This window comes from Gimesia benthica (genome assembly GCF_009720525.1).
GTDB lineage: Bacteria > Planctomycetota > Planctomycetia > Planctomycetales > Planctomycetaceae > Gimesia > Gimesia benthica.
Window position 1 is genome coordinate 6274809 of record NZ_CP043930.1, and the last position, 23029, is coordinate 6297837.

15 protein-coding genes and 1 pseudogene are annotated in these 23029 nt (G+C 45.4%); all 16 read right to left on the bottom strand.

The genetic code is table 11. The features are described 5' to 3' along the window. Nucleotides 1–22: 22 nt before the first annotated feature. Nucleotides 23–997 carry a hypothetical protein gene (locus F1728_RS24405; protein ID WP_228030903.1) on the bottom strand — a complete coding sequence of 325 codons (975 nt, stop codon included), beginning with the start codon at nt 995–997 and terminating at the stop codon, nt 23–25. 207 nt (nt 998–1204) lie between these two features. Continuing rightward, nucleotides 1205–1378 (bottom strand): annotated as a pseudogene (locus F1728_RS32665) (GYF domain-containing protein); the annotation flags it as partial. 671 nt (nt 1379–2049) lie between these two features. Then, entirely contained in the window at nt 2050–2568 is a 519-nt protein-coding gene (locus F1728_RS24410; protein WP_155366259.1) for a hypothetical protein, read from the bottom strand. A 295-nt stretch (nt 2569–2863) separates the two neighbouring features. Further along, a complete protein-coding gene (locus F1728_RS24415) occupies nt 2864–3739 on the bottom strand; it encodes a toll/interleukin-1 receptor domain-containing protein (RefSeq protein ID WP_155366260.1) in 876 nt (291 codons plus the stop codon). An 85-nt stretch (nt 3740–3824) separates the two neighbouring features. Next, nucleotides 3825–4148, bottom strand: a complete 324-nt coding sequence (locus tag F1728_RS24420) for a hypothetical protein (RefSeq protein ID WP_155366261.1) — start codon at nt 4146–4148, stop codon at nt 3825–3827. 268 nt (nt 4149–4416) lie between these two features. After that, entirely contained in the window at nt 4417–8700 is a 4284-nt protein-coding gene (locus F1728_RS24425; RefSeq protein ID WP_155366262.1) for a hypothetical protein, read from the bottom strand. A 492-nt stretch (nt 8701–9192) separates the two neighbouring features. Beyond that, nucleotides 9193–10068, bottom strand: a complete 876-nt coding sequence (locus tag F1728_RS24430; RefSeq protein WP_155366263.1) for a hypothetical protein — start codon at nt 10066–10068, stop codon at nt 9193–9195. Between the two features lie 608 nt (nt 10069–10676). Beyond that, complete coding sequence (locus F1728_RS24435) at nt 10677–10907, bottom strand: hypothetical protein (RefSeq protein WP_155366264.1); 231 nt, start codon at nt 10905–10907, stop codon at nt 10677–10679. Nucleotides 10908–10926: 19 nt separating this feature from the next. Beyond that, nucleotides 10927–11787, bottom strand: coding sequence for a DUF2971 domain-containing protein (locus F1728_RS24440; RefSeq protein ID WP_155366265.1), 861 nt, complete (start codon nt 11785–11787; stop codon nt 10927–10929). Between the two features lie 298 nt (nt 11788–12085). Further along, a complete protein-coding gene (locus F1728_RS24445; protein WP_155366266.1) occupies nt 12086–12406 on the bottom strand; it encodes a hypothetical protein in 321 nt (106 codons plus the stop codon). A 497-nt stretch (nt 12407–12903) separates the two neighbouring features. Next, nucleotides 12904–13809 carry a hypothetical protein gene (locus F1728_RS24450; protein WP_155366267.1) on the bottom strand — a complete coding sequence of 302 codons (906 nt, stop codon included), beginning with the start codon at nt 13807–13809 and terminating at the stop codon, nt 12904–12906. Between the two features lie 12 nt (nt 13810–13821). Beyond that, nucleotides 13822–14739 carry a TIR domain-containing protein gene (locus tag F1728_RS24455; protein WP_155366268.1) on the bottom strand — a complete coding sequence of 306 codons (918 nt, stop codon included), beginning with the start codon at nt 14737–14739 and terminating at the stop codon, nt 13822–13824. 1110 nt (nt 14740–15849) lie between these two features. Next, nucleotides 15850–17598, bottom strand: coding sequence for a DegT/DnrJ/EryC1/StrS family aminotransferase (locus F1728_RS24460; protein WP_155366269.1), 1749 nt, complete (start codon nt 17596–17598; stop codon nt 15850–15852). 52 nt (nt 17599–17650) lie between these two features. Next, a complete protein-coding gene (locus F1728_RS24465) occupies nt 17651–19231 on the bottom strand; it encodes a glycosyltransferase family 39 protein (protein WP_155366270.1) in 1581 nt (526 codons plus the stop codon). 153 nt (nt 19232–19384) lie between these two features. After that, nucleotides 19385–20980 carry a glycosyltransferase family 39 protein gene (locus tag F1728_RS24470; RefSeq protein WP_155366271.1) on the bottom strand — a complete coding sequence of 532 codons (1596 nt, stop codon included), beginning with the start codon at nt 20978–20980 and terminating at the stop codon, nt 19385–19387. A 67-nt stretch (nt 20981–21047) separates the two neighbouring features. Continuing rightward, nucleotides 21048–23024: an SUMF1/EgtB/PvdO family nonheme iron enzyme gene (locus F1728_RS24475; protein WP_155366272.1), complete on the bottom strand. Its 1977-nt coding sequence runs from the start codon at nt 23022–23024 to the stop codon at nt 21048–21050. Nucleotides 23025–23029: the final 5 nt, after the last annotated feature.

Here is a 23029-nt window from a genome sequence, read left to right on the forward strand (position 1 = left end):
CAGATGCATTTCTGGAAAGAAATCAAGAGCGTGTATTACTTGAGTAGATGTATATGGCTGCGATTATGATTAGCACAAAGACGATTCGACCTCCGGTCTCTCCGAAGATACTTTGAAGAAATCCAATGATCACACTTTTGATGTCGGAACTATTTTTGACAGGTTGTTCATTTGATTCTTTTGAAACTGAGGGCTTTTGAGGGGGAGATTTCTCTGTGGAAACTGGAGCGTTCGATTTGTCTGTCTGTGTGATATCATAGTTATAAATCGAATAATCTCGTTTCAGCGGGTTTTTATCTTTTGCAGTTGGAGATTTCTGTTCAATCTGTCGCTGCAGTTCATCAGTGATCCCCCTGTAAAAAGTCAACATCGACGTGGGGCCGTTATCCAGGGGTTGATTGTTGAAGTGTGTAATGATCCAGCTGTCAATTTTCCATTCATCCTTGACTTCTAATAAATGAAAATAACCATTCAGGGTGAAAGTACCACCAGCTTCGTCAGGCATCGTAGATCGGTAACCAACTAAATACCCACCGACATCGGGAGCAGCTTCAGCTTCGTCAGTCAGTTGAATGTATTCAATCTCTTCTTCGTCTTCCTGTGATTCTGGAAGTTGCTTGAGAAGAGTTTCGAGAAGCTCGAACTGCCGAATAATCGGCATCATGTTAGATGTGGTATATTGTTTTGCTTCATCGGGAGTATCAGCGGCCAGAAACTCACTACAGACATCCCGTGGACCAGTTGGAAGAAATGCAACGGCAAGTCCAGCCAGTTGAATCAGGGCCAACGGAGATCCGGCTAGACAGGGGACTAACCAGCTACCAGGGCTCTTATTAGTCTCCGTAATGGATTCAAACTGTTCCTGCTGTTTCTCAAGAAACAAGTACCAGAACGCGAACGCAAATCCCCCCAGTAGTAGTAGTGAGGCAATTAGGGAGCCTTGCGCGATCTGATCAAAAAAAATATCTGCGATGAGCCAGCCAATCCCCAACCCCACGGGCCCCCAGACTGATATTTTCTGTTTCAGTCTTTTGCTGTTAATGGCGATTAGAATCCCCAACCACAGAGGGCTGAAAAGAAATCCCAGGTACCAGAGATGAGTCGGGTTCCAGGGAACTTTTCCTAGTTTTTGTGATGGTAACGGAGGGGGAGGCGGGATCTGTTCAGATCGATCTATAGTTTCAGCAAATGCGTCCCATTCTCTGAGTGGTTTCCACTCACTACCTCCAACGGGGCACGCCAGTTGATCGTTTCTCAGGTTGGACTGGGATACGCGTGCGAGAATTTCTTCTACAGAAAATGGCCCCTCATGCTGATTGCCATTCGCCAGCCACCATTTGGAATCAACCTCTTGGAATTCCATATCACTCACTCCCATCAAATACTTCTCATTTTTTTCAGCAAATGAGAAACTGAGAATCGCGAGTGTCGATGAAGCTGGTTAGCAAAAAAAAGGACGCTGGACCAGGCCCGCTCCTCAGACCCCGACCAAGGGGCGTACAGAACAGTACCTGGCCAACGCCCCGTACGGGGCGCGGCTCAAGCACTGCTTCTGTACATACAAGAGCTTTGTGAGCTCAGGTTGGTCGTTTCTGAGGAAGCAGTTCTTGACGCTCGCGCGTCATTTCGGTTGTATTGTTTCGTGGCCATTCTGAGCCACGACTATTAAATCTTATTCTCCTTAATGAAAATTTGTGCTCAGTATTTCACTGACCATTTTGTTCGAAATAATCAAGGTAACCTCAATTTCTAACACTTCTATTCCTATTTAAAACAAAATACGCATTGCATTTGCTTGAGTCAATGGACGAGGGAACAAATGACAATGTCATTTAATCTGAAAGGGACTTTGAAAATTATTTTATCACTCCATCGGTATATTGGAAAATTCCGAGCCACGGATGTCCTATACGTTGTCACTACAGTGATGTGTCGAGTTTGCAAGGTATTCCGCATTTGCGAAGTAGAGTAACGTTTGTCGAATCCAGTTGACTCAGGACCTCTGCCACTTCAATGCGTACTGTGGTAAGGTCAATTTTCTGAGCACGATTACAACTTCTTTGCTTTTTTCAATCCTTTTTCGACAAGACGCTGATAGGCAGCATTGTCTTCAGAATGGAAGTCAGCATGCAGTGGATCGTGAAACAACAAGTTCTCAATGGGAAGTTCGAATTCGCGTTCCCATTCGAGATAATCACCGATGTATCGATCTTTGACGACCTTTGGGCCAGAAACACATAGTTTCAGTTTCTTTGTCTTCTCGCCATCAATATATGCATCGTTGACTTCAAGGACTTCGACAATTGTGTTCTTGCCGCGATTGTAAATGGCTAGCATAAATCGCGTGCTTTCTGCAAACGATAACCATTGTTCTTCGGCGGCAAGCAGTTCAGGACCGCATTCTTTTTCGTATTCTGCTTGGGCCTTTTCCGCCTGATTTCGGTTGATGTGTTCGCGTTTGCGTTTAACTTTCGGGTTCTTTCTTTCCACAGCATCTATCGCTTTTGAAACGTCTGATTTGCTCATGCGCGGTGTGACGGCTATGCCAAGCTTACGCGCATAGTTCAACTGACGTTCAGTGGGGGGATTCTTCGGTTTCGATTTGAATAGCCCAAACATGGTCCCGGCCGCGAAATGTGTACTTATGGATTATAACCTAATAGATAACCCCTTACTCTCTAACAAAATCCGCAAATCGCGAAAGTAAGGGGTGTAGTGTGCCTGCTTTATTTAATGTCTGCTACAGAGGACATATGACTGCCACAGACTCTATGGAATTAAATATACAATAATGAACATACGTGTCAAGTACCTTAATAGTATTCGTCTTGAACTGAGAAGGCATCTTACTACCTGTTCAACTTCAGAATTTTTTTTCATCAACAAAAGCCAGTCGTTGCAGAATTAACTCCCCGATGACTTTCGGGTTACGTTCGCCGATCCAAACATAGCCGTCATTATCAAACAAACCTGAAATTGTCGTGTCGTCAAATCGCAAGGGCATTACAGAAGAGTCCCTTCGATTCATAATAAGCTCTCGAATCACACGCCATTCTAGACCGCACCATACTTTTTGTTCGTAATCAGCACAGATAAAGACTGCAATCAGATCAGACTCATTCTGATAAAGTCTCTGCAAATATGTGTCGAGGTTGGGGCGAGCAAACTCAGCCTCATACCACTCATCGTAGAGAATCGAATTGCGCTGAATAGTGTTCTCCAGGCACTCCGCCACACTGCGAACATAATTTCTTCTTTCGCCAGGAAAAGAAAGTGCTACTTGAAAACGTCTCCTTTTAGCTTTCGACATCTTCTCAGCTTCTTTTTCGACGTGATACTTGTTCTGGTTCATGGATCCCTTATCAATAAGAAGCCTGAAGACTGTCCGAATGCGGTCCTGCTGACCTACTTTAAACAACGCTATTGGTGATACACTTTCGGATTCAACAAGAGGGGAGACCGACATAGTTCCAACGAGCCAAGACCAATTTGGAAGTGTTCCACCTAGATACGTATTCAATGCTTCGACGTCTATCAGCCACGAACCTTCGGATTTCGGCTTCAACCACGCCAGTTCTCGTTCTGACATTGAGGCTTCAACTTTCTCCAACACTTTTTTTGGAGAAAGCATTCCGTCAAATATGATGAAAAACTCGATTCCTTCGGGGCCATCTACGTGATGGCAAATCCACGTGAAACCTTTCAAACCAGAGAACATATTTCCTTGAAAACGAATCAATGAAACTCTCCAAATTAAAGCCCCTTCTCACAGCGGCCTTCACTGACGCCATGGTTAATCGGCAATCATCCAATTACAATTTCTTTTATAGCGAGTCGAGTAGCTGTTGTCTCTCGAGAACCATGTATTCACCAACGGAAGGACCAATTGGATCAATTACGATTTTGAAGTCTCTGGCTGAAACGGGCAACCTGCTCGGTGGGCATTCGATGTATGACTTGACGTGATCGGTTTCGGTGATGTGAATTATATTGCAATCCAGTTGTCCGCGTTGTTTGTAAAGAATCGCATTCTCTTCTGATGTAAAGAATGGCATCAAAAAGTCTTCGCCGGCGCGCAGGAACACGGCACCGGAATTGTCCTTCAGCAAGAACGTGTAGAGCGGCAATGGCAGTTGAGTTGTTGTCATTTCAAAAATTTCTTTCAGAAGCAGCATCGACGGCTGTAACAAAAATGATTCTGCAAAGCTATTTAGTTTGATTCGACTCTATATAGGCTAAGAAACATCCGGTAATGCTCGTCTTCGTAGGAAATAATTTATAATTGAGAATACTGATATCTGGTCACTTTTTCTCACATGTACCGTTGCGACGACGGAGATGAATTCCGAAAAAACTGAAAACTTACAATTACTCCATTCAAAGCCAAACTAGAGTCGTAATTCACAAAATTGCGTTTCACGTAAAATCAGGACATTCATTCAAGTTGAGGGAATCTGCAATCCACAAATAGCGTGCACTTCCAAGCTGTTGCAGGCCAGCAAAGAGCCTGTCTCGCCAATTGACAACCTGTTCGATCGATAAAATGGCTTTTTTGTTGAAGTCTGGTGTCGGCATGATTGCATTCTTCATTTGCACTAAGCTCGTCGTACATAAATAAATGTTTGGTCGACGCTCCAGAATCTCATCGTCATTTTCAGGTAGCATTCTTAGGACATCAGTGTAGGTGTCAAACACTTCTTGCAATAGCGGTTCTGACCGTGTTATTTCGTGGTTGATGTAAAACTGAAGTATGGATCGCCCTAATTCATCGAGATCCCGGGGAAGCCGATCAAAATCCGCCATGTGATCAACATGATGGAACAGTAAACCATAAGCCGCTGCAAAACGGTCGAATACTGCCCAGTTTGGATGTGCCTCCCAATGGTCTAGAGCTAACTGTGGCCAAACATCCTCTGGTATATTTTCCGGGAACAATCGCCACATGCTTTCTATGAGATCAGGTGGCTCAATGTAAGTTACGCCTTTGAAATGTGGCACTGCTTGCCTTTCCAAGCTTTTTCCACAAACAAGAGGAACAAGTACGATTGATGACCACAGTAGTTCGATAGCCTTGACTTTTACTAATTTTTCGCGATCTGGCTCAAATGCGGCGACCAATTGATGCCACATTATTTCTATTGAGTTCAATGTCGCAATAGGATGAATCGTGTCGCAAGTGATCCACAGTGCAGAACAACCGTTCCATGGCTCGTTTTCCGTAAGAATTTGTGCCTTTATGCCCTTTTTTCGAAGTGCTTGAAGCGAGTTCTTCAGGCGGTTCCTGGTCTGAACAAGCAAGTCACCAATTCCGGGAGCTTTTATAGTATTTCTTTTATGGAAAGGCGACTTCTTGTTTGATCTTTTCGCCATTTCTTTGTCTGTGACATCATCAACGAACATACACCAAGTAGTCATAGTCAGGTAAAACTCTCGATGCTCGCGTTCACAGAACTCTACATCTGCACCGAGTAGTTGCTCGTATTCGAAGAATCTATTTGTAGTCCTTTGTATCTGTTCAACGGCGGCGCAAGCGTCCATGCCATTGATTATAGACAAGCGAATTGAACTCTCTTTGACCCCTAGCGCAGATACAGTCGACAGCAGCTTGTCCTTGTCGAATTGTGATTTTGCATTCCGTAAGTGTGGCACGAGTACCAAGCAGTCAAGAGCTTGAGACATGAAGTTTCCAATCGTTCGTGCATACTCACCAACGGCTTTTCGAACAGGTGTAAATCGTCGCAATCCAGAATAACGTTCAGAACGAGGGTCTGTATCATTACTAATTGATGATTCTGTAATAAAGCCCCATTCATCGAGGGCCGCTTTAGGCAAAAGTAATTGCATATTAATTTTTCGACGGCAGTTGTCCCATTCAGCAGTATTCTGGAGGAACTTCATTCCGTGGACGGGGGGGGCTTTCAATCGTGGTATTGATTGCCGCAGGTCATCAAAGGCAGCCAATACTTCTTCTCGTAATGATTTAAGCAACCGAAAGTAATCCAACCAATTGGCTGGCCGGAATTTATGTTCGGTATATCCACGAGCCAATGCATTAAAACGAGGTGGCCATGTGGCATGCAAATTCTCGGCTAAGACACCAGGTTTATCGGCTTCATCCCAGAATTGTGATACAAGCGACATGCGGTGACCGTAACCAACTGCCCCGTATCGTTTTTTCCCAGGGAAAAGATTACTTAGCAACTCAATTCGCTCAATTGTCAAATCGTGAATAGTCGTTTTGGCAATCACCGAACTTTTTCCGCGGCTACGCAATGTAGATGACTGTCGATCAAGATTTATTGCATAATGGGCAATCAATGCATCGTCGGTTTCATCCCAAACGATGATTGCAGCCTCGTGCCGTAGGTACTTGAACAAATTATCCCAGTGTGCTTTGACCCATTCTTCATATATACTAGGAACACATGTTCGGATGCCTCGGACAAACTCACCTAAGAGATATACTGGAAGTTCTTCAAGTGCTTTGTCGATGCAGTTTCCAGTTATTGCTTTACTTAATGAGGTATCGATCTGCAAATGTCCAATCCAAAATGCAATCTCTCCCATTGAATTGAAATTTTGGATGTCATCGGGGAACAATGGTGATTCGCTATACTTTTCTAGCCAGTGACGCAATTCGGAGAAAACTCTATCTTTGTCTGACTGCCTGGACTTGACGGAACGGGCATAAGATGCTGCCATGGCCGCTTCTTTAGACATGTTCTCAAGCCCCTCAAACAACTGAAACCCTTTTTTCCCGAGTGCCTGTCCCAAGTCCCAATCGAGCATACCATACCATCCATCTCCTAACTTCTGATATACCTCTTCCAGTAGTGCTGAATTTTCTTCTGTGTATTGTTTAATTCCATTCCACATAAGCGAAGTTGTAACACCGTGAATGCCGACCCAAGTTCTTGGTCGAAAATCATCTAAGGCGGAAATAAGAGAGTGGGTTGCACCGGAGTTTCGTGAAAATGCACAAAGAAGAAAATCTTGTAAATCCTCTTCGGCGATTATTGGTAAAGCTCGAGAAGCTGCTTCGGACCAAGGGGACACAACGGAGGCAGTAAGCACGTTTGAGATAATTTCACTACGAATTGGATGAAACCCTTCGATATGTTGGCCATCTTCAGAGACGCGAATAAAGTATTCTTCGTTAAAAAGATCAATTGTGCGCTGTGGTGCAGAAAGATCGCAGTAATTCAAGAGTATTGCGAGGTTTAAACGGGCTTCGTAGGACGTGGCGACGGCCACAAGTCGTAGAAGGTCTAATTCCCCCTCACTCCTTTCACCTCGTATCACCGCGTCTTGTAATGCATTGATTTGTGCTGTAATTCGTTCCGCAAGAGATTCTTCCTGTGTAATGTAGTAAGCAAATTCGAACAAGGTTTTTCGCGTACCGAATTGGTTCCAGGCGTCCTGAAAATCTAGATGACGCGACTGTTTTACTTGTGCTCTCAAACGGTTGTAGATTAACTCAGCCTCCTCTATCTCAAAAGCGAGTTGAACTTCATAAAACGAGAAATCGGCTGCACTAATCCTAGCACGTACCCAATCTTCTTCACGAATTGTAATTATGATGCGGATTCCGATAACGGAACTGAGTTCACGAACAACTTCGGTCCAGTAGTTGTCACCCGGTCTCACATCTAGAAAAATTAAAGTGGGAACTTCAACAGCTTCAGCGTGGCCGATCAATGCCAGTGCAAGCCGTCGTGCATGTTGAAGATTCGATGAAGTCAGGACCTCAAACCGAAAAGCCGAAGGTGCGAATATTTTTGCATATCGGTAAGCGAGAGTAGTCTTTCCCTGACCTGATGCGCTATGGACAACAACTACGTCATGACTATTGAAAGCAGCATGAATCTCATTCAAGATGCGGTCGCGTGGTACATCAAAGTCCAAATTGACGTGGTCAAAGCGAACTCGACCTCCTCGATAGAACTCTTCTGCCAGTGAGGTAACATTGTCAGCGGTTTTATCTGTTGGCCCAATTGGAATGATGGATGTATACCACTCGTCGTGGTAAGCAGCACGCTGTGATAGAAACCTGCCAATATGTTCAACTTTTATGATGGCCTTACTTCTATCGATTCTCAACTGTGTTTCAGAAGATGTGAGAAGCCACCACATCAGGAAATCGAATGCATTGTGGGCGTCTACTCCTGTAACGGTTTTCGATAATGCATTGACAACGGAGTTTGTTAATTCTTCTTCAGCCACAGAACTAAGTTCGAGGTGGTTGATGATGTTCTCAGCCTCGGTATCTGTGAGTCCCGGTATTGTGTGCGTCTGCGTTGTTCCGTTTGCTAGCTTATACTCTCGTGTCTGAGATTTAGTTATGGTCTTTAGCACGCGAGACTTCGCGGCGACATCTCCTGAAACAGCATCCCGAAGATCAGGACCAATCGGTCCATACGATACAATCCGTACTTTTGTAGACGAATCAGTAGCACAGTAAGGGGCGATCCTCTCGTAGAAAGCTGATTTAAAGCTTGATGCTGCTAAGTTGTGACTATGATCCTTCACTTGAACGATTTCAACAAGAGTCTCAGCCGAGTCGAAGATCGCTAAGTCTTCGTTTCCTTCAGGTTGGATTACTGTACCTTCCGGTAAAGCATCATCAAAAAGGCGAAACAGAGCATAGAGTGCCTGCCGTCGATAGCCTCGATATGTTGCTGTTGGGTCATCAACACTCATGAATAAACTTCTACAAAGGGCGGGTACCTGATCTGGTATTATGCTTAGATTTCAGATTTCACAGGATTCACCGCTCCGGTTTCGTTGCTTCTCTTGCCTGTTTTCTCGCAAACGCTTTCTCTGTGATCTCCCAGTTTCTTGGACTCCTGAGTGACGTGCTCCCCTTAACCGCATCCAGAATTTGATATACTATTCAGGATTCTGGACCAAGTGAGGAGGCGAACATGCCCACTAAGCGTCTTCATCATTTTGGTCAGTGTCACCTGTCTCATTATAAGACGCCCCTTGTTTTTGTTTAGCTAAGCGGTTTTTGTTCGAACCAGTTCGGCCTTTCGCCTATATTGATCCGAGGACATTAATCTTTCATTTCTCTTTTAAAGAGGTAGTTGGCAATTTTGACATTGGAAACATAATATCACTGTTTACTGGGCCACGGAGAATGACTTCGATTCTACAAAACGCGAGATCCGCGGCTCCGTGTGCAGGGGTTTGTTATCCCGTTATAATTCCCTTGTCGGTCGCCCATTGTTCGATGGGAGACTTGATCGACTCTTTAGCGTTTTGCGGGTCGAAAGGCCGGTATAGCTTCCCAACAAGGTCAGTGTGCAGTGTCTTTAGGGTTTGATCTTTCACGAGACAAACGGGTTTCTTTAGTGCGAACATATATCCTACCTCCAGTGAGACGTTTGGATTGAAATCATCACCCTCCAAACGCTCGAATACCGCAATACCAAATGACGACCCATAAATATATGTGAGGATGTTCGGAAGCAGGTCGTCGTGATACTGCTTGTCGTCCGCGCGTAGTACGCTGATTCCGTGACCGGAAAAAACATCGCGAATTCCAGTGACAATGTCATCATGCGCCTGAGTATTTCCAAATCGCATCATAAGGAATGCGACGTTTTCGGGTTTAGGATGGTCTTTACGAAACCGACGAATGCTGTCGTTAATCTCGACAGGTTCTTGAAAGTGTGGGGGCATATGAACAAGTTCTCGCTCTGTGAGGTAAAGGCGTATTGCAGCGTCAAAAGACGGTGTACCAAAAGAATCACGCTCGGTTTGCTCAAATTCAGGCACCACAGCGACAGTACCAGAAAGCCATGCGAATTTCGGAAGATCGGGAAAAGCCTCATAGAGCTTTAGAACATCAATACGCCAGTTCTCTCGGTCGGGAATTATCCATTCGACGTTGTTTTCCGTAAGAATGCGTTCGATCGCACGAAAGGCTTGTCGCCTTTGGTATTGCTCGCGAAATGAATGCAGCGAGAAGGAAACACAGATCCCGTCTTCGCCATCGAAGTGGTTTTCGCCTAGTTGCCAGATGATGTCGCCGGATAGAACGGGAACACCGGTTACGTAGTGCATACATTCACCCTGTCACCTCAACGGCCAATGAACATAGTTTCATTTAACTGAATCTATCAGAATTTCTGTTTATTATCAACTGACGCCATGTGAACATATTGTATTAGTCCGAGGGTTGTTCATGGAAGAACGAAATTACAGCGGATTTTGATCCTCTCCTCTCCTCTCTATCAGGATCACGCAACATGACCACTACAGTCTGCCTTAACCCACTGAGCAGATGCAGCAGCAGTTGAGCTTAATGTAAACTCGCTTCGGTGAACCAACCAAAAGAGGTTTCCGAGAAAACCTATGGCTTCTAGGGATATTTGTAGTGTCCGTTTTATTATTCGTTTTCGATTGCTGTACGGCAAACAACGACTTTCGCGAACTAATTATGGCGTATTTGTCGGGGGTTCTGTTTTGATTCGATTTCACTGTAGATTAGATACGGACTCCTGAGACCGAATTAACGTGTCAGCGAAATGGGTAGCTTTCTCGGAATTTCGAAATGAAATACGGATGAGTTGATGCGACAACAGTGGTCAGTAGGTGGAGGCTCACGCCGTACTTTGGAATAAACCGAAACGAAGCGTAGATTTGTCCCTGGCTGCACTTATTCATGCCTATCACCGCCAAGAAGCGACACTAGACTTTACCTCAAAAAACTTATCAACCTGAGCTTGATCTAGATTTGGGAGAAGCTTTTGCTTAAAGGCATTCCCCAGACCTTCTGTGGCCTGCTTTACAATAGGATGTAATTTTCTTGCAACTTCAAATATGAAGTTTTTTTCGAATGCTATTTGCGCACCACCATGAGCATTCAGCGAGTTTACCTTCTGGGCATCAGCCTGTGACAAAGTACCTCCTGTAGGCGACCTAGATATAACGATGCTTCAATCGGGGGATTCCATTTTTCCATCCGATTCGTGCAGCCGGTATTTCAAGTGCCTCACAGAGTTTCAGCAGACTTGGAAGATAGACGTCTGGGAAATCCACCCCGACAACAACACCCGCGATTGCAGATGTGATCGGTACGAATTCGGGTTCGTTCATCCCACCAATTGCAATCCAGCGATACTCAAATTCCTGTTGCCAATCAAGCGCCTTAGAGAAGAAGAAAGTTTTGTGGTACCGCTCACGCTGGGTTACCAAGCAGTTTTCGACCCCGTGATGGTCAATGTCTTCCTGCCTCAGCGCGTACGCCATCAATTGTTGACCGACGTTGTCCGAGTATTCGACTGGGCCTTTGTAGATCGTGTGAGTCGTTGCAAATGCGTTGTTGATTGCTTCGTCCAAGTTCACCTTGCGGAATATCAAGCATATCCCCTTGTGACTATCACCGTATTGAGCCCACATTCGTGAGTGACCAAATCCTCGCTTTGCATCCGTAAGACCATCCGCGAAGGCAGAATACGATGGATCATCCATCGTGACACAAAATAGCTTGCACTTTTCTTGGATAATCTCCTGTGCGCGCTCAAGCGTTTGCCTAGTTTCGCCGAGCCATTCCTGGCATTCCGGGTTGCTTTTGGGCGGATCAGGAGGATTCGTGGCTGAGATACCGAATGACCACGTTCGGTTCTCTCGCGGGTCATTTGTGTTTCGAAGCAGTCCGAGTCGAATTGAGGCTCCAGTGAGAATGTGCTCGAGGGCCGTATCACGCGAAGTGTAGTGGTAGACATACTCATCACAGTCCAGATCGCGAAATTCAACTGAGATGTCGGGAGGAAATGCCATATTGGATGGGATTGTCGGCTAACGTCCGCGATAACCGAGTCGCAGAAGTAGGTTGTCCATTTAAAGTCGCCCGGCTACCGCGACTTCGGTTCATCACTTAGTTGAATAGAGAACTTGAACATCGGCTCCATTCCTGCGTCACTACGCGATGTCAAATTCTTATTTGTTATGTCGCGATCTAGGAGTTCACGATTAATTGGTTGGCAGCTCAAAGTGTGCATGCGTTGACAGCGCACTCCGTTTCCGACAGTGACATTATCGAGTTAAGTGCGATAAATTCAAGGACATCTTCAACAATTCAGATCCGATTCCATTGCGACCACATCAATCCGGTGAATCCGACAATAAGAATCAATAAAAGGACCGCCAAAGCAAATTGAACGGTGGAGTTTGCAGTTTTTAAAGTTGAAATTGCAAGCCATGAAATCAGCACAACAAACGGGATGAGCCAGACGAGCTGTTGTAGCGCAATAACGTCATCGAACCGCCCGGTCGAGCGGGAAATCTGGACGATTGGCATCGCCACAATGGCACCGAGCCCGAACAAGACATAGCCGATTATCAATCGAACCCTAGGATCGATGTTGCGTTGTGGCGACTTTTTGGAGAATTCATTCATCGGTCGCCCAAGCGACATAACTATTGATAGACAGAGCTTAATTCTGTTGAAATCTATCAGGAATTCTTCCTAGTATCAATTGACATCACGTGAATATGCTTCGGTGAAACGACCGATGAGTCGAACCGGCTGAAAGATGTTTCCGAGAAAACGTCTGGTTTCTTGGGGCACTTCTATTGTCCGTTTTATTATTCGTTTACGTTTGCTGTCCAGCATTTGATGAGTTCCGCGAACTAAATTAAAAGTGCGGACTCGTATGGATCAATTTAAGATCGGATCGAAGTGACGCGAAACTGTTAACTGGTGAACTGAGTGAATGTCAGCGAAACGACGACTTTCGCTGACAGAATCCACACTCTCGCAAGAGAATAGTAATCATTACCGTTCAGTCCATTGCCGTTCTCGATTGTCTCATCTATTAGCAACGGACATCTACTGACACATGTCGGTTAGTCCTGCGCGAATAACGAGTTGGTGTTTCTTTCATATACACGGGCTCAATCGGAGGAAGCGGGCGGTGCTGCGAGCATTGTCCGGATTCGTTCCATGCAAGAGCGTCCCTCGTCGTTGATATCGTTGTCCGACGAGTCAACTGTTTCCAGAGCGTACAAAGCGAGCCATTGGTATTTTTCACACGCAACGCCACTATTGAGTGCTTTCTCTAGGTGCTCTCCGAAACGGCAAATTGTGCCCTTAAACCCGGCTTTCTCCCTACCCACAAATGTAGAAAGATAATCAACGAAGATCTCGGGGTCGCCGACCCACAACGGATGGCCTGAAGAATAGCTCGTGATAAGTTTTCCTTTGTAATAGAATTCGGTGAAATCGTTGTTTAGGATCTCTGCCATTTGCTTAAAGTTCTTCCCATAGAACTCCTCAACCTCTTTCCCTATTACAACTCGGGGGACAATACTCTGTTTGCTTTCAAGCAAATATGCCTGAATATATGCCGGGCCAACGATGAGATTTCTTTCGGAGTCATGAACAAGCTTGCCTACGGATATGCCGCCACGCATGTAGTATCCGTTTAGAGCTAATTCATGTTGGAGGTTGCCGATTATCACGCAGAGGTTGAATAAGTCCTTGAGAATCTCATCAGACTTTGCCTTGACGGACACTATAATCGAGTCACTGATATTTGTAATTTGCAGGTCGTCCCGCAGAATATTCACTTGGTTAGTCCGAAGCATGTCGGGTATGAGGTTTACGACAAATTCAACATCATCGTCCCGACGTTCCTGGACCATATTAGAAAAACCGAGTAGATCCAGAAATGCCACTAGTCTGTCTTCATATGTGAGTTCAAATGGTTTTGTCAGACCATAAGTGTCTATTTTTCGTTTTATTTCTTTCATTTCGTTATTGAGTCCTTTTTCTGTCTGCGCATCGTTATCGGACGACATCCGTCATTCATTCTATTCATTTTTAGGTTCAGGTATTATGTTTGCATCAACCCAAGACGGTGCATGCGCGCGAGGCCACGGAAATCCGCCACTCGCAGGAAGTTCACCCCAAGAACCGACGTCCGATCGAAAGTAGTCGGATTTGTGACCATTGTCCACGAGCCATTGAGCAAATTTTTTCCCACGGTCAGTTAATGACACATTATTTCGCAAGTCAGCTTGGAGCAGGTCAGCGTCTGGCAGTTTGTTGCATAGTTCGTCAATCGAGAATTCTCCCTGACCACCGGCACGATTCTTAAGTGAATATTCGAATTTAATACCCGAACCTAAACCCATCCTTGGCATGCGATAGAGTGTTTTTTCAGTTTCGTGCATGAATATCAAGAATTGTTCAGCAGCACTATCAAGTAAATCGTGGATGATTTGAAACGTTGTATACTCGTCAACTTTGCCAGTGATTTTCGGTGTTCGTTTCCCCAGGTTTTCGATTGTCCCCTTAATTAGTGTCGAGGCTGCGCCCAACGAGGATTGTAAGTTACCGCTGGAGTGAATTTCATACGTCGCCGGAGTAACGCCAGCGAGGTCGGACGGTAGCTTCATTGGCGTTTTTCGATCATAAACTGTGAATGTTCGCTCACGTCCGAGCGCACCAATAAATAGCCCAATCTCAAGCAAGACATTATCACGGGGCGATTGTAGTTCTTCGTCACGGGAAATAGTAATATCGTCAGGCGTTAGCACAAGTGCTGCAAAATCAAACCCTTCAAGTCGGTCAACTAATGATTCAAGAGTGCCCTGCCCAAGACCGAAAACTCCTTGTGACCAAATCGTTACCTCACATGCATAATCCAGATTTATCTGAATCGCCTCTGCGACAGGTAGACCTTCGGCAGAGGAACCGATGAACATGGAAGGGCGAGGTTTCGTCATTAAAGCTAAGTCCGTTAAAGACCGCCATCACCGGGTGGCGTGAGTTGACTTTGATTCCATAAAACGCTGGCCACCGCCACTCCGGAGTATGGCATTGTTCATCGACTTTCCCTTTGCACATGGCCATCGCACATCAAGATAATTTTTGTCTCCGCAGTACAAATTCGGTCTCGTGGAAAATACCTGTCGATGTTCGTTATCGTATGATCCGCACCGTGAGTGAGAAACAGTTCGATTGCATCATAATGGGGTTCTCACCGCTACATTCCCAGCAAATTTTTACTGTTGTCATGTCACTATCTATTCACTCAGTGATTGTGTAAACAGAACGAATCAATTTGGAAAAGGCTACGAATACACTAAAATGGTGAGTTGAGGACATAAGTCGCTTATTAATTCTATCCGGGATTTCCCATATGGATCAGACTAGAACCGCTCCAAGTATAGATTGTCCATAATTGTAACTACTGCGATTCCCCGTGTCTAAAATGAAGTGATATTTCTCCAGTTTTGCTGTCTTTCTGTTGTTGAAATCTGGGAAACGGCCGAAAGATGTTTCCCAGAAAACGTATGGCATCTCGGGACACTTGTGGTGTCTGTTTTATTATTCGTTTTCGCGGAAAGCTGGAAAATCAGTATCTCATCACTTTAATCTACACATGCTGATTACGTTCTTGCTGTAAGCGAAATCAAAATACTTTTATTCCGTGAATAGAGATGAACCCCGTACACAATTCGAAGGACGAGGTTACCCAGAAATAGTGAATCGTTAAATCAGCGGAAGCCTGCCCCTGCCAATTGCTTAATGGACTCGAAGAGTAAAACAATAGCATTTCTAAAACATCATCCAGTAAACAGCGATGTTCTAAGGGCATAAAGCATAGAAGCTTACAGCATTATCACTCAATTAAGGTATATGGCTGGTTCTCTTCAGAGAACGGTAGCAATACCTTATTGGTGTTTCTACCGGAATGAACATTATGATGGTTTCTATATCAATCAGTTTCAGGACCCGAAGGTCATACTTAATCTCTTTCGCCATCAGATGGAAGTTCCTTATTTTTTAGCTCGATAGCGATAACAGATAATTATACAATTAATGTCCTTGAGCTAAAGATTGCGTGAACTCGAAACAGACCTGTAGATACGTTCGATATCATTTTTACCGATTTGCTGATGGCAAGGCACATACAGATATTGCGATGAAATCGCTTCCGCATTCGGGAATTCTGAATTTGTGCAAAAATGTTCTCGAGCAATATTGGAAAACAGGGGGCGACACTCAATACCAGATTTACTGATCTCTTCCAAAGCACGATCGCGTGACATTTTGTCAGCATATCTTATCGGAAAGCCATGAGCGACAATATCGTTCGTCGCAATTTCAAAATCGTCTCCCAATCGGTCTGCTAACTGCCTGACGACCTGCTTCCTTTTTTGAATCATCTCTTCAAAATCATCAATATGCGCAGTTGCGTATGCAGCCTGGATGTTTGACATTTTTGCATTAAAGCCCAATCTGGGAAAGCAAAAACGTTCATTTACATTGTCTCCCAAGCGTCCATGTGCACGGATTGATTTGCAAAGTTCTGCGATTTCATCATCATTAGTAACAATCATTCCCCCTTCCCCAGAGGTAAAGGAATGAGACACATACATGGAGAAAGTACCTGCCATCCCCATGGTACCTGCATATCGCCCCTCAAACTGACTTCCTAAAGCTTCGCATGCGTCTTCCAGTACGGGTAGAGAGCTCTGGAGCTGGCTTACCCAACGACAGACCTTCCCCATCAGATGGACTGGGTAGAGAATGGCCTGGTTGCGTTCTGCTAAGTCCACGACATGTTCCATTAATCCATCAGTTCCCACATCGACGAACAGGGGATTCAGCCCCGCATGTCTTATGGCATTAGCCTGGGCAATGAAGGTCAGGGACGGCACAATGACATTGTTGAAGCCTGTTTTTACTGAGATCGCGGATAATGCAACTGCATCGGCCATCGTACCATTGCAGACTGCAATTGCGTGTTTCGCATTCAGTTTTTCAGCAAATTTATGTTCAAGTTCTTCCACGAATCTCCCGCTGGCAATTCTGCCTGTACGTGATGCTTCCAGCAGGTTCTGATCTGCCTGTCTGTTATAACTGACACATCCCAATGAAACCTGAATCTGAGATGTCTGGGTTTCATATCTTCCCCCTACATAACTCGTTCTGGAATTTAGATCATAAATTGTGCAATTCTTTTTCAGATACCAGATGATAAATAAGCTGTTTACAACAACCTCAATCCCTTTTTCTGGATTCCGGATCAGAAATTCCGCTGAATTTATTTTCTCGAAGCTGAACTGGATAAACCGGTAGATCCATTCCATGAACTGATGGAATGCTGCTTTCTGCATAATTAAGGTTCCAACAGTAAAGCCTTCTTTCAGTTCAAAATAATCTCCTGGAATCTCTTCCTGCAGATCAGCAAACAGACTCATAATGTATGAGGTGATGCCGGGATACATTTTTTCTGACTGGGAGGCAAGCCCCAGATGGGAGCTGATTTTGGATCCGGAGAGGATTACGTTTTTTTCGAGTAACGCTTCAATTTCGATTTCCTCAGGGAAAAGATCTTCAGGAGTCTCTTGCAGACTCCCTGTAAAATATCCGATCCAATCATGTTGATCCTTGGGTGAGCTTCTCCATAAATACAGTAATTCCGCGAAATGCGGTATCTGCTTGTGGATTTCGGGGTTCAGGAGTTCCGGACAGAATGCGGTTAAAGCAGCATTGAACCCTGACTCTGAATCTAACCCCGAAAACATCGAAGGATCAAAGCTATGATCTGGCTGGAAACAAGACTGATAGATCATATTGATCGTCCTGAGTTAGTGTTACGAGTTGATTCCAGTGTGAAATTGTAGTTCAATTTGACTTTGGTTTTGCTGTCACTTCGGTTGCTCGTGAATAGAGTCTTACTGCATATTTCGCTCGGAAACCAGGAAACGAATTTTCCCCCACTAATCGGTAGCCAGGCGGAACCGGAACTCTCCAACGATAAGAGTCAGCATCAAAAGCCCAGATCCAGGGATCCCTCCGTTGGGCAATTTCCTGTGATCGTAAATATTCATCTTCCCGCATGGCCGCAGCTCCGTGCGTAAAGGGATAGTCTTCACCCGGATGAAACGTGAAAATATCTCCGCGTTCTCTGGCATGGGCGATCACAGATACATAAATCGCAGGATCGCACACGAGAAGCAGTTCCCCTGGTTTCCGACGTTCTTCAATACTCGCCATGGCGCCCTGAATGGCAGGCAGTTTGAAATCTGCTTCACGATTGAGCCATTGTTCATAAGCCAGAAAACCGGTCCCTGCGATGCAGATTCCATACAGGCAGAATTGAGCCGGTTTCAAGCTGATACGACTGATTAATACAGCCAGCGCAGCAAAAAGAAAGATCTGATTGAACATGAAATAGCGATCATTGAAGATATTCCGTGAAAAGATGGAAACGAGAATTCCAGCTACAAATGGGAAACCGGCTATCAGAGCTAGAAAATAGTCCCCCGGACGACGCCCGAATGCTAGCAACAATAGAATCAATACCATGATCTGACCTGCGATCAGACCAATGACCGGAGTCATATTTATTGCCTGATCAAAGCCAAACATATCAAAGAGTGTCGCTCCCGCTGTCTCCCAACTGAATGGTTTCGTCCAGAAGCCCTCGACAACAAGTTCTCTCTGATGGAGAAACGAAGGCAGCCAGGGCAGCCAGGCGAGAAGAGTGCCTGCCGCTGAGATCAAAAGCGGCATAAGCCGGGAGCCCGCTTGTGACAAACTCGCAGCACGGTGATATAGCAACAGATAACCGGCTGCAAAGAGATATTGCGCTGTGACTACGAACAGCCCGAAATTATGAGTGTAAACCAGGGCGATCGCAGTCATTGTGAAAAAATACCAGTCACGTTTGCGTGAGGGTTCTCGTCGCAGGACCTTAAGCAGAAACCAGCTTGAAAAAGCAGCCAGAGCAGTGCCTGCCGCGTACATCCGCACCTGGTATGACCATAATATGTGGAGTGGGCTCAACGCGACCAGAGCAGCGGCTACGACGGCAGCCGAATTCACGGAGGAACTACAGTTTCCTGTTTGTGGGTCGCGATATGCTTCTTTTACTACAAGATAAATCCCAATGATGGACAAGATACCCGGGATGAAACTGGCCAGCCTGGTGGCCAAGGTCGATGAGCCAAACAGCATTATCCAGTACTTCAGGATGAAGTAAAATAATGGTGGATGCGGATCTTCCTTTGCATGGACCCACAAATCGGAAATGGGGAACTCTGCCATTTTGAGACAGAAACTTTCATCAAACCAGAAACTCATGTCTGAAATTCGATGCACCCTAAAAATCATAGCAATCAATAGAACAACCAGTAGCATCCCGACCGCAGGAGTTAATCTGTGTTTTGTTCTATCAGTATTGGAAGTTAGCTCTGATTGCATTAATTTTTCCCATACCTGATTCTTTCCCGGATAAGGAATTTACCTGTCAGAAGTAGTTCGAATGATTTAATTTTTATACTCCGCTGCACTTATTCTTTTACTTCACACTACTAAATTTGGTGTCGTTCTCAACATCAGCATTTCCCACCTCCCTTATTGGAGAAGTAGTGTTTGCTGAGCCTGCGGTTTGTCTTCACGAACATATAACCGCAAAATGAGATCTGCATAAAATTCAGGAAAATGCATTTCCCCTGCCTTTCTCCAGCCAGTCGGTACATGAACTTCCCAGGTACCATTGAACCAGCGTTGAGCATCCAGAGTCCAGAATGCGTTACTGTCTTCACCAAGATATTCAGCGGGTGCAAGATATTCATTTTTTCGAATGACCGCTGTCCCCTGATAATAGGGATACCTGTCTGGCGAACCATCTACAAAAATTGTATACCTGTCTCGGGAATATGCATTAGCAGAAGTAAATAACATGGGGTTACAGCAGATCAGTTTTTCGTCCGCCCTCCGAGACTGTTCAAAACGGGCAATTGCCGTTTCCATACCAGGTAAAAGAGCATGTTTTTGTCTGACCTCATGATGCTTCCAGGCGAGGAATCCCATACCTGATATGACGAGAACAGCCATACTCAACCGGAGTGGTTTCACTGGGAGACGAGAGAGCAGAACAGCTATGGCGATTAACATGAAAATCTGTGCGAATTGCAAATAGCGATATGCAAATACACTGCGAGATATTTTTGAAATGATGACAGCAATCAAAATGGGGACACTTGCTGCTAGCGCAATATAAATATCAGCCGGACGACGTCCCATTACCAGGATCACCAGCAAGACAAAGCCGATCTCTGCAGCAAGCAAACCTTTCTGTGGCGCATTGCTCAACCATAAAATCAAATCGAACAGCAGGGCGATTTGTGAACCAAAGCGATCCCACGTAAGTGGACTACTCCAGAAAGTCTGACTAACATGCGATCGCTGGTACAAAAACTGTGGGATCCAGGGAGACCAGACTAACCAGATTGCGAAGGCAGAAAGAACCAAAGGCCATATATGGTTTAGTCGATGTGTCCACTTTTTCTCTGTGGAATTCAATAGCAGATATCCAAGTGCAAACCCGAATTCGACGGCCAGCGTAAACAGTCCAAAATAGTGAGTGTAAATCAGTAAGATTCCCGTTAGCGTAAACAAGCCCCAGTCACGTGTGCTCCCTTGAGGACGCTTCAGTGCACGAAAGAGAAACAAGCTCGACAGTACTGCCAATGTGGTCCCCAGAGAATACATGCGAATACGTTGAGACCAGGTGATATGCAGTGGGCAGAGCGCCGTCAATAAAGCAGCGGTAATAGCGATAAATCGTGCCTGTTTTTCTGAGCTGGCATCTCCTGGTTTTCGGTACGCTTCATAGGCTAGGAAATAGACCCCTAAGACCGTAATTGTGCCCAGTGCGACGCTCAACATGCGTGTTGAGAACAGGGAATCACCGAATAACCCTATCCAGGCTTTCAGCGTGAAATAGAACATAGGTGGGCTGATATCTTCAGGGATCCGTTCCATCATTTCCTGAAAAGGGAACTGGACCATTTGCAGGCTGAAACTTTCGTCAAACAGGTAGCCCACCTCTGACAGGTTTTGGATTCTGAGAAAAACAGTCAGAACCACGATTGGGATCAGCCACCAGAGTTCCGAATATGCTCTTGTGGAAGTCGTGTTTTGGAGAGTGGATTCTGGAATGGCCATAGCAAGGAATCTTGATACAGTTGAATAGTTTGATCGGTTCTACTTTCTTTGAGAACGTTTTACATGTTCAATCAGCTACATCTCCGTGATTATGAATCGAATTCTCATCCGGTATTTGGTGCAATTCACAAACTATTCGAAATCCGACAAAGGGGCTGGCCTTCCAGGGAGGCATCATGGAATAATCGATGCGACAGGTTTCACCGGTAAAGCGCCAGTCAGACCCGCGGACCACTTTAATAAATCCCTGTGCTGGGCCCCGGGGATTTTCTCGGGGAGAGCGACGATAGTAGTCGCGATCAAACCAGTCGGAACACCATTCCCAAACATTGCCTCGCATGTCATAGATTCCCATTGAATTTGCTGTATAATGGCCGACGGGTGTCACAGGCAGTGCCGGTCTTATCCCACCTGCATAACCAGTGCCACCTGAGCGGTTTTGGTATCTGCTCCAGTTAAATGGTTCATCTGATCCAGCCTTGCAGGCATATTCCCATTCAGCTTCAGTGGGCAGTCGATATGAGCGCCCTTTTATCTGCTCTGCAGGTAAATTCGAAAGTTGTCTGCAAAAATCGTGTGCCTCATACCAGGTCACCTGTTCGACAGGAAAATTTGCTATATTATCACCTGAGGAATTTTCAGGGAGATGATAACTTGGATTGCTGCCCATAATGCGTAAATACTGTTCCTGGGTTACTTCATATTGTCCCAACAGAAAATCATCTGTCAGAGTGACAGGGTGAGCAGGAGTTTCCGGAGGTGGATCGAAATCATTCCCAGAGTCCGGAATCCCCATGGTAAAAGTACCTGCAGGGACCAGAACAAACTGCATCTCGATGGAATTTGTCAGCGTAGTAGGCTTTTCAATAACCCGCTGTTTTGTTGTTTTTGTCTCGTCGCACGAAGCAGTTTTCTCTTCAAAATTCTCTGTCGCAAGCTGGTGATCAAAATCATTGGAGTTCAGTAATTCTGAAGGGGTTTCCCTGGAATGAATTGCATGCCAGAGTCCCGGATCAATTTGATTTGATAAAAAACGACTGGCGCCATCCAGAAACAGAACGTTTGCTCCCTCAGTGTGAAGACTGCGTGCGGTAGCGTTGGTGTTACTATCAAGATAGGAGACGCAGGGCATTCCTTCTTTTGTTAAAGTCTCTGTCCCAACGGTATTGTGCAAGCGCGCACACCCGAGAATATCATCAGATCGCGGCCATTGATTATTGGGACCATAATCATCTCCGTTCACACCATGTGCCCACGTGACGCTGCCCCCGATCTGACCGAAAGCCCAGACACCTCGAGGGTCGACGGGGTGAATACCAGCACGCACTTCATCAAAGACCACAAGAGACGAACTTCCATTTGCAAAATCTTTCTGTCGAAATGAAATATTAAATCCGGCAACGCCATTTCCCCAATATTGAAACTCTCTGTTTTCCCGGTCGATTTTCAACTGCGCTCCATCTCCTGACGGAATTGTGGTTGATCCCGGCACCAGACGCATATTATGAGATCCGCCATTGATGGCATAATTCCCTCGCGCAAAAGAGATCGCTTGCCCTGGTGCCGGTTCAAAAATATGCAGGTTCTCAGCCTGATTAAAAGAATCCCCCGGACAGGTCATCACTGAGAGGAATGTCGTGCGAACTGCACTATTCTGTTCGACGCTGACGGGCTGGCGAAAATCCATTTTTTCTGCCAGGTGTTCCTCCCCCACAAAAGGCAACAGCATCAAAGCCCAGTTAGCATGCGTGAACAGATCAGGACGCGTACTCATATTCAGAGAGAGCGAATGCATGGATTGCGTGCTCCAGATCGCAGCAGGAGGCAGACATTGATACGTGGTATGATATGCCGCGAGTCCTGTGCCAAGACGTTTCAAATTCGACTGACAATGCAGCAGACGAGATGATTCGCGAGAATAGATCACAAGAGGCGAAATAATGGCTATCAACAGGATCGCCACACAAGACACGACGATGACCTCACGTCTGGTGATTCCCCGTCGTGAATACCGATTTGTAACGCAGCTTTGTCCTCGATACATTGCGA

What these genes read in the sequence shown, in the direction of transcription:
- F1728_RS24420 (WP_155366261.1), bottom strand. Translation starts at nt 4,148, where the DNA reads ATGACAACAACTCAACTGCCATTGCCGCTCTACACGTTCTTGCTGAAG.
- F1728_RS24425 (WP_155366262.1), bottom strand. Translation starts at nt 8,700, where the DNA reads ATGAGTGTTGATGACCCAACAGCAACATATCGAGGCTATCGACGGCAG.
- F1728_RS24430 (WP_155366263.1), bottom strand. Translation starts at nt 10,068, where the DNA reads ATGCACTACGTAACCGGTGTTCCCGTTCTATCCGGCGACATCATCTGG.
- F1728_RS24440 (WP_155366265.1), bottom strand. Translation starts at nt 11,787, where the DNA reads ATGGCATTTCCTCCCGACATCTCAGTTGAATTTCGCGATCTGGACTGT.
- F1728_RS24445 (WP_155366266.1), bottom strand. Translation starts at nt 12,406, where the DNA reads ATGAATGAATTCTCCAAAAAGTCGCCACAACGCAACATCGATCCTAGG.
- F1728_RS24450 (WP_155366267.1), bottom strand. Translation starts at nt 13,809, where the DNA reads ATGTCGTCCGATAACGATGCGCAGACAGAAAAAGGACTCAATAACGAA.
- F1728_RS24455 (WP_155366268.1), bottom strand. Translation starts at nt 14,739, where the DNA reads ATGACGAAACCTCGCCCTTCCATGTTCATCGGTTCCTCTGCCGAAGGT.
- F1728_RS24460 (WP_155366269.1), bottom strand. Translation starts at nt 17,598, where the DNA reads ATGATCTATCAGTCTTGTTTCCAGCCAGATCATAGCTTTGATCCTTCG.
- F1728_RS24465 (WP_155366270.1), bottom strand. Translation starts at nt 19,231, where the DNA reads ATGCAATCAGAGCTAACTTCCAATACTGATAGAACAAAACACAGATTA.
- F1728_RS24470 (WP_155366271.1), bottom strand. Translation starts at nt 20,980, where the DNA reads ATGGCCATTCCAGAATCCACTCTCCAAAACACGACTTCCACAAGAGCA.
- F1728_RS24475 (WP_155366272.1), bottom strand. Translation starts at nt 23,024, where the DNA reads ATGTATCGAGGACAAAGCTGCGTTACAAATCGGTATTCACGACGGGGA.